General features: G+C 37.6%; 10 protein-coding genes and 2 pseudogenes. 1 reads left to right on the top strand and 11 read right to left on the bottom strand.

Annotated elements, in window-relative coordinates; all coding sequences use genetic code 11:
• Positions 1-273: 273 nt before the first annotated feature.
• Complete coding sequence (locus tag CYK55_RS13430) at positions 274-420, top strand: hypothetical protein (protein ID WP_161633740.1); 147 nt, start codon at positions 274-276, stop codon at positions 418-420.
• A gap of 303 nt (positions 421-723) precedes the next feature.
• On the opposite strand, the gene CYK55_RS03985 is transcribed toward CYK55_RS13430, so the two are convergent.
• The 11 genes and pseudogenes from CYK55_RS03985 to CYK55_RS03935 form a co-directional block, all read right to left on the bottom strand.
• Positions 724-1,728, bottom strand: a complete 1,005-nt coding sequence (locus CYK55_RS03985; RefSeq protein ID WP_034689061.1) for a lipoate--protein ligase — start codon at positions 1,726-1,728, stop codon at positions 724-726.
• 13 nt (positions 1,729-1,741) lie between these two features.
• Positions 1,742-2,482 carry an MBL fold metallo-hydrolase gene (locus tag CYK55_RS03980; RefSeq protein WP_126133975.1) on the bottom strand — a complete coding sequence of 247 codons (741 nt, stop codon included), beginning with the start codon at positions 2,480-2,482 and terminating at the stop codon, positions 1,742-1,744.
• Between the two features lie 61 nt (positions 2,483-2,543).
• The gene (locus CYK55_RS03975; RefSeq protein ID WP_034689063.1) at positions 2,544-3,338 is read right to left on the bottom strand and encodes a DUF975 family protein; all 795 of its coding nucleotides are present in this window, start codon (positions 3,336-3,338) and stop codon (positions 2,544-2,546) included.
• A pseudogene (locus CYK55_RS03970) lies at positions 3,338-4,224 on the bottom strand (M42 family metallopeptidase). Before CYK55_RS03970 ends, CYK55_RS03975 begins: the two are co-directional and overlap by 1 nt.
• 416 nt (positions 4,225-4,640) lie before the next feature.
• On the bottom strand, positions 4,641-5,906 hold the full coding sequence (dltD, locus tag CYK55_RS03965; RefSeq protein WP_126133974.1) for a D-alanyl-lipoteichoic acid biosynthesis protein DltD: 1,266 nt from the start codon (positions 5,904-5,906) through the stop codon (positions 4,641-4,643).
• 2 nt (positions 5,907-5,908) lie between these two features.
• Positions 5,909-6,142, bottom strand: a complete 234-nt coding sequence (dltC, locus tag CYK55_RS03960) for a D-alanine--poly(phosphoribitol) ligase subunit DltC (protein WP_034689068.1) — start codon at positions 6,140-6,142, stop codon at positions 5,909-5,911.
• Between the two features lie 27 nt (positions 6,143-6,169).
• Positions 6,170-7,375, bottom strand: a complete 1,206-nt coding sequence (dltB, locus tag CYK55_RS03955) for a D-alanyl-lipoteichoic acid biosynthesis protein DltB (RefSeq protein WP_034689069.1) — start codon at positions 7,373-7,375, stop codon at positions 6,170-6,172.
• Positions 7,375-8,873, bottom strand: a pseudogene (gene dltA, locus CYK55_RS03950) (D-alanine--poly(phosphoribitol) ligase subunit DltA). The gene dltB and the pseudogene dltA overlap by 1 nt, the downstream one beginning before the upstream one ends.
• Before the next feature lie 10 nt (positions 8,874-8,883).
• Positions 8,884-9,033: a teichoic acid D-Ala incorporation-associated protein DltX gene (locus CYK55_RS03945; protein ID WP_010736035.1), complete on the bottom strand. Its 150-nt coding sequence runs from the start codon at positions 9,031-9,033 to the stop codon at positions 8,884-8,886.
• Between the two features lie 210 nt (positions 9,034-9,243).
• The gene (locus tag CYK55_RS03940) at positions 9,244-11,358 is read right to left on the bottom strand and encodes an ABC transporter permease (protein WP_126133973.1); all 2,115 of its coding nucleotides are present in this window, start codon (positions 11,356-11,358) and stop codon (positions 9,244-9,246) included.
• Positions 11,348-12,115, bottom strand: coding sequence for an ABC transporter ATP-binding protein (locus CYK55_RS03935; protein ID WP_019723768.1), 768 nt, complete (start codon positions 12,113-12,115; stop codon positions 11,348-11,350). Before CYK55_RS03935 ends, CYK55_RS03940 begins: the two co-directional genes overlap by 11 nt.
• Between the last annotated feature and the right edge of the window lie 302 nt (positions 12,116-12,417).

The raw sequence follows: 12,417 nt of genomic DNA, 5'->3' as shown, positions 1-12,417 counted from the left end.
TTTTTCATTGTATGTAGTCTTTGGATCGGTTTGATCGCTATCTTCTTATATTCGATTGGGCATTCGATCATCAAATGGCCCACGCTCTTATTTGCGATTCTCCTGATTGTTATTTGTCGGATACAATATCATGGAGAATATCATGAAAATCGATAGTTACCATAAAGAACGTCTTTTCTTACAAACCAAACAGATCTGATTGAAACATATTATATAAAAATCCAAGAACAGATCCAACAAATCGATCAAGCAAAAAATGACTTTGTTGTACAAATGGAAGAACTGAGTCAATTGATTGATACAAATGAACAAGCCGAAGTGAAAACTTACTTAAAACGGATCGTAGACGAAACAAGACAATTGGATTTGTCTCTTTTTCCGACAGGTCACCAACTAACAAAATTGATTTTGGCTAGATAGCAGCACCTTGGTCCAAGAAAAAGATAAGTGAGTCGATCGCCTAAAAATCAATATACCATCTAGTTAAAAAAGACCTTCAAAAGCAGTCAACAGGCTGTTTTTGAAGGTCTTATGATCGATTCTATTTTAGATTTGTCGGGTCTGGGATATTGGCTATCCGTCAGCTTATCACCCTACATCCGAATAAATGATGTTCCAGAAGCGGATATTCAACATTAAACTAAAAAATTGTAAAATACGAAAAACTATTTTTCAACTTTCTATCTTACTTCCTAGGTCAAAACGCTTCTGTCACAATTTTATCTAGTACAATAACTCCAATAAATCTTGTGCTTCGATTGCACCAAAATACTTCTTGATATCGATCGTTTCCACTACTTCTTGTAAGGTAGCTTTGTCATACTTTATACCCGTCAACACTTGTTCAACATCTTTGATATCTCCTAGACCAAAGAAATCGCCAAAGATTTTTACATCCTCGATGATCCCTTCTGAGACATTCAGATGTACCTCGATCGATCCAATCGAAAAGCGTTTTTGACGTGAAAAGTTGAAATCTGGTGATTTTCCATAGTTCCAATCCCAATTTCGATAATACTGCTCAGAAATTTGATTGATTTTTTCCCAATCTTTTTCTGTCAATTCATAGGTCTTTACGTCTTCTACTGAAGATACGCCGAAAATTTTCAAAAGAATGTCTTCACGAAATTCTTCGGTTGTCATCCCTTGTTTTTCCTCAGGTAAGAATGGTTTGATATTAGTAACTCGCGAACGAATTGATTTGATTCCTTTGGATTCGATTTTTTCTTTTTTTACTTTAAGCGCATTGACTACCTCATTAATGTCTGAATCGAACATGATCGTTCCATGAGCAAACATTCGACCATTTGTAGCATACATGGCATTCCCTGAAAACTTCAAGCCATCGATTACCAGGTCATTACGTCCTTTTAATTCGGCACCTGAAATACCTAATTCGTGTAATGCTTGGATAATTGGTTTAGTCACCTTCGCAAAGTCACGGAACGAATCCCCATCATCTGGCATGATGAAACTGAAATTCAAATTACCAAAATCATGATATACTGCCCCACCACCGCTTAAACGACGGACCACATGGATGCCATGTTCTTCAACATATTCACGATTGATTTCTTCGATCGTGTTTTGATTTCGACCAATAATAATTGACGGTTCATTGATGTAAAAAAGCAAAATTGGTTCTTCTAATGGCATCTCTTGCAGTAAAAAGGTCTCGATTGCTAAATTTACTCTTGGATCGTGGTTTTCATTTGGTACAAAAATCATTCTGCTCGTCCTCCTATATATCAAACACTTTATCGACTTCGGCTAAGGCAACTTCGATTTCTTCTCCAGCCGCTTCTTTTGCTTCATTCTCTAATTGTGTTAGGTTACCGAATTGTGGCAAGTGTGTCAAAACTAGTTTTTTGACTTTTGCCGCTTTTGCGATCTCTCCGGATTCTTTTGAAGTGAAATGCGCTTTATGTCGCTCATTTCCTGCAAAAAGATACGTGTCTGCCAAAAAGAGATCCGCCTCTTTAGCAAAGGGGATAAAACTCTCTAAATAGCCAGAATCTCCTGTAAAAACAAGTACTTTTCCGGTGGCTCTTTCGACAATACGCATGGCATAACAAACCACTGGATGAATTGTTTCCAAGAAAGTGATCGAAAATGGTCCGACTTCAAGTTCTTGGGTTGGATCATATGCCACTCCTTGGGACACTCCCGGTATCGTCAATTGTTCAAAATGACTGGCATCTTTCGTATGTCCATAGATTGGTAATATCTTTTCCTGATCTCTGTTTGGATGCAATTGCCACTCATATTGCAAAACACCTAGATCTGCGATATGGTCATGATGATAATGGCTGATGATCACAGCATCTAAAGCAAGCGGATCGAGATGGTCTTCCAATTTCACAAGCGTTGCGCTCCCTGCATCAATCAACAAATTAAATTGATCAGCTTGCAACAGATAACTCGTCGTTCCTTGTTTTTTATAAGGATATGCACCTAAGCAACCTAAAACGGTTAATTTCATGACTGATTCCCCCTCAAAAACTTATGCTACCACAATTTCTTATTTTCATAAGAAAAACTGCTTATTCGAAGTGAAAGTATTCCATTGGGCTGCCTTTTTCAATACGAGCTTGTTCGTAAAATTGTGCAATCGACACATTGACATAAGCAATTACCCAAAGTAAACCAAAGAACAGCGCAATAAATCCGAGAATATACCAACCAATAAATGAAAGTTGCAGAAGAAGATAGGTCCCAATACGATCTTTCAATAAAAACCAGGCATATTTCAAACTTTGGATAACTGTCAGTTTCGGATAGTCAAACTTTGTCCAAGCAGCAAATTGGAACAATCCTGCAACGATCGTCATCACAAATAACGACACGAAGAATAGTAAAGTTGTAAAGACTGCAAAGCTCAGATCAATCGTAAAATCATTCATCACCCCTTGTGGTGATGCATTTCCATTAAAAAGTAGATTGATATACGTATTGAATCCGCCAATCAAAAAACTAGGCAAAAGTATAATACCATTGATCAGCCAATTGAATACGGTATTTAAAAGATTGATAAGCAGAATCGGTACAAAATATTCTTTTTGAAAAACAGCAAACAATAGATTGGATTTTGCTCGCCCACCTCTGACCACAACTAACGAGATATAATAGACCCCATAAGTAAACGCAAAGATCAATACGTGTTGAAGCAAAAAATTGAGTACGTTTGCCTGTGTGCTATCTATTGGGAAGATGCCTACAAAAAGCTGCTGGATAATCAACCCAATAAAGACTGAAAGGAAAATGATCCAAGCATTGATCCCCCACTGTCCTTCTAAAGATGCCCGGGCTTTTTTTCGATATTCAGAAACATTCTTCATTACTCATAACTCCTAATTTCTGCTACTTTTTCACTATCCAAACGTTTGACTACTTCAGTAACTAACTTCACTGTATTGAAGTAATCTTCCTCATGGATGATCGATGTATGTGAATGCAGATAACGAACGGGTACAGTGATTGCAATAGATGGCACACCATTACGTGACACATGCATTTGGCCCGCATCTGTTCCCCACCGGTGATGACAGTATACTGGAATGGAATAGCCATTTCTTCTGCCACTTGAATCACAAAATTCAATAATTTTTTATGTGGGATCATCGAAGCATCGAAAATCAAGATTTGTGGTCCTTTACCTAAAATTGAATCTGCCTCTTTCGGTGTCATCCCTGGTGTATCACCAGCAGTACCTGTATCTAAAGCAATCGCAATGTCAGGGTCAACCAAATGAGTACTTGTGCGCGCACCTCTTAAACCAACTTCTTCTTGTACATCACTTCCAGCAAATAAGACATTCGGATGTCCTTCTTTTGCTAGATTTTCAAGTACACGTAAAGAAACAGCTGTCCCAATACGATTGTCCCATGCTTTTGCTAACAAGAATTTTCCATCATTCATTCGACGATATTCAATATAAGGAGTGACCATATCACCAGGACGAATGCCCCATTCCGTCGCTTCTTCTTTGCTTGTCGCCCCGATGTCAATAAACATATCTTTGATATCATAAGGTTTGTTACGAACTTCAGCAGTCAAGACATGTGGTGGTTTTGAACCAATCACGCCATGGATGATTTTTCCCTCTTGAGTCTTGATTTCTACTTGTTGCGCCAACATGACTTGGCCCCACCAACCACCAAGTGTTTGAAATTCAATAAATCCTTTATCTGTGATCTTTGTAACCATAAAGCCCACTTCATCCATATGTCCGGAGATAAATACTTTAGGGCCCTTGCCAGAATCATGTTTTGCGATGATACTACCTAAACCATCGTAAAAAATATCATCTGTGAACTGCTCTGCATATTTTTTATAGACTTTTCGCACCTCTTCTTCATTTCCCGGTACGCCACGCGCAGTTGTTAAATCAATCAATAATTGTTCTTCATTTTTATTCAAACGCTTTCCCTCTTTTCCATACTTAATAGTAGAATTATATCATTGTTCACTGATTTTGGGGCAGCATATTTGTTTGATTTATGCAGTCATATTATAACGCCCATCTTCTTTTGAACCTGCTACCATCTAAAAAATAACCCATAACATCCCCTCTATTGGGACATTACAGGTCATTCCACGAATTTCTTCATTCGTCTTGTATTTTGATTCCAATGCATCGTTTATTTTTCTGGTAGGGTATCTGGGGTTTGCAATTGCCAATCCTTACTATAGAAAGCATCATCTATCTGATAATGAGACACTGGTTGCTTCTCTTCTAGGAAAGGTTGGATATACTGATCTGCAGTCAACCAGCCTTGCCAACCAAGATGGATTGTATCTTCCATAAAATAGGGCACACTAGCCATTTTGGTTAAATCTGCGATGTGTTGAAATCCTTGTTTCTTTAATTGATACTTGATTTTTTTGGCAAATCCTTGCAACATTTCTTGAGACAAACCGGTATAATCACTCCACTTTTCATTCACTGGCGGAAGAATGAATAATGCTTCAGTATGTTCATTTGCTAGTTGCTGCAATAATAATTGAAAATCAGAATATTCCTTTGAAAAACGATAATCCCAGTCTTTCTGTGAGTCTTTCAACTCAGCTAAATGGTGTTTGATTCGGGTATTGTAGAAATCATCTTTTAGTGCAAAAGGATTATTCTTAGTTTTACTAGCACCAATCTGCGTAGCGAGCTTATTTAGTTGTTCTTTTTCATAACTAGTTGGTAATGGTTTGGTCGCTTGATCGATCTGTTTTTGTTTATCCGTCAAACCAATCCCACTAAATAATTCATCCTCACGCTTCAAGATGTTCCATTTATCTTCCAAGCCCGCTAATTCTTTATCATTGGGTTTGATTCCTTTTTGTACTGTACTTAAAATCCGCGTGATGTCCTCATCTTTCGAAACGATTGAAAAACTTAATAAACGTCGCGCGAAATAGCGATCTGAAGCGATCACTTTTTTTATTGAAAACAGCCAATCCAATGTCTGTAACTCTGAATAGTGGGTACTGAAATAGTCTTCCTTCACCCCGTCTTTTACGAACCACTGAGGTGACACGATGACCACTACTTTTTTATTTCTGAGATCCTTACTAGCTGAGCGCATCATCATGAACTGGCTTAGCGATTGGGTCCCAGGCGCACCTAATAAAAATGGTTCGTAGCTCCGTTGATATTTCTGGGCTAAAACAGAAGGATGAAAAGGACTGATCCTACTCAATTCACTCGAGCCAAGAAAAGGCACATACTTTTTTTCAGTAAAAGCTGTATTTTTGATTACATCCCCTCGTAAGACGTTGTCTGACATCGAACTGGCTGCTCTATGAATGATTTCTGGGTCAGCTACATTCACGCGATAAGATGAAGTGAAAAAAATCGCAATCAGTATAAACGCAAGTATCACTGGACCAAAAATCGCAAACAGCTTTTTCTTCATGGTTATTCCTTCAATTCGTTGACTTGATCAATGATTTTATTTGGTGTAGCCCATTCTTCTCGATCAAATTCTGATACAGGAACTTGTACATCAAGCTGTCCATCCAACTCAACTAATAATTGAACAGAGCCTAGTGAATCCAATAAACCTTCACCAAACAAATCGATTTCTTTATTTTCTTTCACTTCATCTGTACCTGTAATCTCTGCTAAAATCGTTAAAACTTGTTCTTCCATTTCTATTCTCTCCTTTAAACTCGTCATTTATTTAAAAAATAGTTGATCTAAAAATCCTGAAAAAATCAATAAGCTAGCACACACTGCTTGAAACGTCATAAAAACAGAAAAGGCGTGGGTCAAGCGATTGGAAGGAAGTTTTTTCTTCCGTTTTTTCTTGTAGCGAATCCATGCATCTGTCACACAAATCAGCGTTGCATGATAGATACCATACAAAATGTAGAACCATGTCAAACCGTGCCAGATACCCATCAATAGAAACAATGCAAAGTATCCGATATTTGAAGTCACGATCTTGCTCTTGAACCATTTTTTCTTCATCAAGAAGAACATCAACCGCATATATACGTAATCTCTGAACCAGAAGGACAAAGACATATGCCAACGATTCCAGAATTCTTTAATATTCCAAGCTAAAAATGGTTTGTTGAAATTGATCGGGGTATCATAGCCCATCAAATAGCTCGTACCAACTGCAAACAAACTATAGCCAGCAAAATCGAAAAAGAGATACAAACTATAGACATACATGTAACCCAATAGCCACCACGAGATTCCCCCATGAGCCAAGGCACCCTTTGATACGATGGGTAAAAGTACCTGTCCGAGATAATGACCGATGATGAATTTGTATAAAAAACCCATAAACAGATGATGGACCCCTTTTTCCAACATTTCCAGATATTGTTCCTTTGTTGGTGGTTGGAGCTGATCTTTTTCAAATCTTCGATAACGATCGATTGGTCCTGAAGAAATGGTTGGAAAAAACAACAAGAACTGAATATAACGGTAAGGATGATAGGTTTTGATCATACCGTCTCTCATTTCCATGATCATTTGTACCGATTTGAATGTTAAATAAGAAATTCCCAGAAAACTAAACAGTGATTCCTTACCAGATGTTAGAAATGGTGTGACTTTCGTAATCGCTAAAGGTAGAATTGCTAGAACTACCGCTAGATAAAACCATACACTCTGGTTGCTTTTTTTTCGATAAGTGAAATAACACCAAACAAGTATACTTTGCCAAATCACATAGCCAATCAAAGCAAGTCCTTGTTGCCAATACGTTCCTCCAAAGCTGATGAACAAGAAAAAGAAAGTTACAAGAACTTGATAAGTTCCTAAACGTTTCTGAAAAAATAGTAGGGAAAAAATGATTGGCGCTAACGCGAAACTCAGTAATAGAAAATAATACGGCTCCGCATAAGGAATCATATGTGGGAGACTCATCACCTATTCACCTCAGCTGTCAATGCTTTTCGATCAATTTTCCCATTGTTCGTTTGTGGCAATTGGTCAATAAACGCCACTTTTTGTGGGATCATATAGTCCATCAGAAAATCGGTCAACCTTTGTTTGATCGAACGTATCAACTGATAATTAGTATCCGGAATCGCTTGATTCAATACAACAAACGCCACTAATTGTTGGACTTTCGACCCTTGATATTTGGGAACAACGATTGCTTGATTGATTCGTTCATCTTTAAGCAAGGCATGTTCAATATCACCTAATTCAATGCGGTAGCCATGTAATTTCACCTGTTGATCGATTCTTCCCTCAATAAAAAGCAAACCATCCTCTGCTAAATATCCTGCATCTCCTGTTCGATAGTTTTGATGCCCAGTTACTTGAAAGAACACTTCCTTCGTTTTTTCAGGATTGTTCAAATAGCCTTTTGACACGCTAGGACCAGTAATCAAAATCTCGCCGCGATCACTTTCACCATTTTTCAAAATGGATACGGTCGTATCGGACTTGACATAGCCAATTGGTAAACGTTCATACGTAGTCAATACTTCTCTTGTGATCAATATACTGGAGATGGCTACTGTCGCTTCTGTCGGCCCATACGTGTTGTAAATTTTGGCTGAAGGAAACCGTTCGAGTAACGCTTGCGCCGTTTTCTTCGTCAATTCCTCGCCACAGAAAATGAATGTAGCCAGCTCTGGTAAATGTCCCTCGTCAAAAGATATGTCCATCAAGCAAATATCAACAAACGAAGGAGTCGATACCCAGATGTCCAGTTTTAATTGTGGTAAAATAGTAAATAATTTTTGAAAATCTTGGATGTTTTCCTTGAATAAAGGCTTGATGATCCCCCGGAAACTAACGCTGGATACAAAGTGAACACAGATAAATCAAAAGAGAAAGGTGCTTGTGCTAAAAAAGCTTGTCCCTCTTTGATTGGAAAGTCGCGCAAGACCCAATCGACAAAGCTCACCAAGTTATCATGACTAATTTGCACGCCTTTGGGTTCTCCTGTAGTACCTGAAGTAAAAATAAGATAAAAATTTTCATCACCTTTCACTGTATGCTCAAATGGATAACCAACTATCGAGGCGATAATCGAGCGTAAACAATCTTTTTGGATGATTGGTATATCTGTCTCAATCTCCCAGTCACTTAAACTAATGATCATACTAGGTTGTGCGACACGTAAAATCGCTTCGATCCGTTCCTTCGGTGTTTGGGCATCAATCGGTAGATACGCATGTCCTGCTTTCACTGCGCCTAAGAATGCTACCACCATCTCAAACTCTAGATTGCCGAACACGATGATTGGTCCCTTCGTAGTCAAACGCTTCTCTAAGTAATAGCCTAATGCATCTGAGGAGTGCTTCAGTTCTTGATATGTGTGTCGCTCCTCTGCTGTCTGATAGGCGATCCTCTCTGGGTCTGCTATTCCCCAAAAATCGATCGCAGCCACGATTCCTTTTTTCTTCATCGTTTCCCTCCTAGAATTCGTTATATATAAATGTTCCACCTTGAATATTTTTGTAATGATACAAATAAATGAGTAATAATAGTATCGTCGAATAAACAAGGGTTCGAAGCATAAAAGTTCGCCAATATCGAACCTGTGGTTGCTGCCACCATTGTTTCATCTCTTTTACCTCCTATTTAGATCCTTAGTCAAATTCTACTCATTCTATCCACAAAAAAACATTTGTTTTACTAACAGAATGCGCTTTACAGCTAACAGTTTTGTCACTAACTAAAGAGAACAAAAAAAGAGCCGTACGAAAATAAATGCGTACAACTCGATTCTGTCTTTCGTTCAGCTAGAATAAGATACCCTTTTTGCTCTATTTTTCTTATTCCTCAATGATCCGACAATACAAACGGCTAGTCATAAAGTAAAAGAGTAGGTAAATGACGATCAATAAGCCACAAACAAAGTATACCAACCAATAGTCTGCTCCTTCTACATATTGAGAAAACACATTGATGGCAAATACTGCATGAGTGATGCCCAAAATCATCGGTGGAAAAAACATCAACGCATTTTGTTTATAGATCATCCGATTTGTTTTGCGTTGAGCAATCCCTAATTTTGTCAGCAATTGATAATTGGTTCGTTCAATTTCAGCTTCGGATAATTGTCGCACCATCAAGATACTACCGGTTGCAATGATCACGATCATTCCAACAAAAAGGGCAACAAAGATATTGATCCCAATTTGGCGGTCAATGGCACGCAACCTAGGATAGCGCGCATTATAATTCAAACGTGATGTTTGTCCTGTCAATTTATTTTCTGAATATTCGCTCTCCTCTTCTTTAGAAGCATCCGTATGGATCGTCCCAACTATTCCTTGGTCAGTAATCTCATAACTATAATAAATCGTGTGTGTCCAATTAGTAGGTACTTCTTTATTTAATCGTTCGGTCATTTTTTCTTGATTACCGCCAGTCACATTCCAATTGATGATCTGATATTCTAATCCAGTGACACGGTCAAAGATTTCTTGAGTAACGACCAACGTTGTTCCATATACTCCAGTTACATGGCCAAAGATTCCTTGAACAAAGATCGCGGACGGTCCATAATAGGTCATGCTCTCATCTCCTAAATATCCAGGAAGAACCTGTTGGATCAAAAGTTCTTGTTTATCCGGCAAATAGATCTTTTTCCCATAACTGGAAAAATCACGAAACATCGTTTTTACTGAATCTAACATAATTGCATGGTCTTTCTCTGTAAGTTTGATGTTTGGCAAACTAGGTTTGATTTTGCGAAAGGTGCGGTATTCTTCTTCAGAAATCAAATTGACTGGCTTGATTTCATTGCCACCAGATACCGAACCAATACTCAGATTATAATAGCTCCCTACTACTTTGTAATGAAAGACTAATTCGTCGCTGATTTTCTGATTCTCTTCTGTTAAGATCGGTCGCAGTTTATCTGCCGTTTGAGTATCTAATTGATATGAAACAGGCGCATGAATTTCCTCACGATGAGCAACGAGCGTCGTCCTTCCAATCATTCCGCCGATCATTGCCAAAGATAGGCCAATAACTAATGTGATCAACGAATTCATTCGCCAGCCTTTTAACAGATGGATTTGTGTATTCCCAATTAACAAAAAATTGGTTCCTCGGTACTTAAATCTCGATTCGCTCAACAAATGGAGCAGTAAACGAAAAGAATAACGAAAGAACAGGTAGGTCCCTAATATGCAGAAAAACAATATTGAAAACGGAAAAGCGATCATCAATCCTAGATTTACTTTTTTTTCCAAGAGTTGGCTAATTGTTTCTTTGAAATTCAATGCAGCGAAATAGCTGCTAGAAATCATCAATACTCCGATCACGCCCAATAAACGATGCCTTGTGCGAATACGCAACATTGAACTTTCCACTTGTTCTCTTTCCCCAAAACTACGATTCATGGGATAACTCCAAATCTTCCATAGTGAATAAAGAGAAACTGCCGAAAGAATAACAAAAAATACCACAACGGTTTCAAAAATGGACGGGATAGGAATAAAAAAACGACTAGTAATGTCCATCTTCATCATTCGCACTAAAATCATTTGAAACAATTTTGAGAAAATACTTCCCAATAAAATCCCTAACATACAAGCAAAAAAACCAATGGTCATCGTTTCCAACACATAGATTGATGAAATCTGGAATTTGCTGATTCCGAATAATTGATAGATCCCAATCTCTTTTTGTCTCCGATTGAGAAAAAAGCGATTAGCACTGAGCACGAAAAAGAGTAAAACAACAGTAATGATCCAACTACCAAGCTTTAAAATATTATCTATCGAAACATCTTGACTTGCCCTTCGAATCAGTGATTGGTCATAGGTCATCGCGCTAAAAGAGTAATAGATCATCGTCGATAAGGTCAAACTGAAGAAATAGACAAGATAGCCCCTTGATTGTTTTAAAAAACTTTTTGCGGCTAATTTATAAAGCATTGATTTTACCGCCTCCTCCAATCGTCGCCTGCATATCGATGACTTTTTCAAAGAATTCTTTTCTTGTCCCACGGCGGATCACTTCTGAAAAAATCACCCCATCTTTGATAAATAAAATACGGTTGCAATAACTAGCTGTATAAGGATCATGTGTCACTAATAAGATCGTTGATTTTTCAACTTCGTTCACTGTTTTTAAATAATTCAACAATTCTGTTGCTGATTTTGAATCCAATGATCCGGTTGGTTCGTCCGCGAAAATCACCTCTGGTTCTACTACTAAAGCTCTAGCTGCCGCAATCCGTTGTCTTTGTCCAACTGACATTTCATCAGGATAACGTTTTAGTAATTCTTCGATCCCCAAAAGCTGGGCCACATGTAAAACTCTTCGGTCCATTTCATCTTTCGCCATATTTTCAACAGCTAAAGGAAGTAAAATATTATCTTTACCATTCAATGTATCTATAAGATTGAACGTTTGAAAGATAAAGCCAATTTTTTTTCGTCTGAAATCACTCAATTCATGTTTTTTCATTTTTGTGATTTCATTTCCTTGGATCATCACACTGCCCATCGTTGGTAGATTGATCGTTGATAAGATATTCATCAGAGTCGTCTTTCCCGCTCCACTTGGTCCCATGATGCCAATAAACTCTCCTTCTTCAACTGAAAAAGAAACATTGTCTAACACCTTAACCGGTGATTTACTACTTCCATAACTTTTACTTAAATGTTTTACTTCGATTATTTTACTCATGCTAGTCCTCCACCTTTATCCTTAATTGAATAGTAGCACATCCTTTCATTTTTTTCCCTTTTGATTTTGTCACCTGGTCACTCAAGAAAATTATCCTGAATTTTTTTTATTCAATTTTTTTATTCAAAAAAAATAATACGTATTTTTCAAAAGCTGATACTGCACGTTTTCACTTTTTTTCACAAGATAATATACACCATATATAGTATACTCATTCAATTATACAGGGATAAAACACTATATGTAGCAGATAATTAGTTGCTCCTTTCTTCAATTTGTTTTATGATAGACAAGAACAATTT

The organism is Enterococcus mundtii (genome assembly GCF_003957375.1).
GTDB classification, from domain to species: Bacteria; Bacillota; Bacilli; order Lactobacillales; family Enterococcaceae; genus Enterococcus_B; species Enterococcus_B spodopteracolus.
This window is presented reverse-complemented; position numbering and strand designations above follow the sequence as displayed.

Excerpts from the sequence above, each read along its gene's own strand:
- CYK55_RS03985 (WP_034689061.1), bottom strand. The coding sequence starts at position 1,728 with ATGATTTTTGTACCAAATGAAAACCACGATCCAAGAGTAAATTTAGCA.
- dltB (WP_034689069.1), bottom strand. The coding sequence starts at position 7,375 with ATGAGTCTCCCACATATGATTCCTTATGCGGAGCCGTATTATTTTCTA.
- dltD (WP_126133974.1), bottom strand. The coding sequence starts at position 5,906 with ATGAAGAAAAAGCTGTTTGCGATTTTTGGTCCAGTGATACTTGCGTTT.
- CYK55_RS03980 (WP_126133975.1), bottom strand. The coding sequence starts at position 2,482 with ATGAAATTAACCGTTTTAGGTTGCTTAGGTGCATATCCTTATAAAAAA.
- CYK55_RS03940 (WP_126133973.1), bottom strand. The coding sequence starts at position 11,358 with ATGCTTTATAAATTAGCCGCAAAAAGTTTTTTAAAACAATCAAGGGGC.
- dltC (WP_034689068.1), bottom strand. The coding sequence starts at position 6,142 with ATGGAAGAACAAGTTTTAACGATTTTAGCAGAGATTACAGGTACAGAT.
- CYK55_RS03935 (WP_019723768.1), bottom strand. The coding sequence starts at position 12,115 with ATGAGTAAAATAATCGAAGTAAAACATTTAAGTAAAAGTTATGGAAGT.
- CYK55_RS03975 (WP_034689063.1), bottom strand. The coding sequence starts at position 3,338 with ATGAAGAATGTTTCTGAATATCGAAAAAAAGCCCGGGCATCTTTAGAA.
- CYK55_RS13430 (WP_161633740.1), top strand. The coding sequence starts at position 274 with ATGGAAGAACTGAGTCAATTGATTGATACAAATGAACAAGCCGAAGTG.
- CYK55_RS03945 (WP_010736035.1), bottom strand. The coding sequence starts at position 9,033 with ATGAAACAATGGTGGCAGCAACCACAGGTTCGATATTGGCGAACTTTT.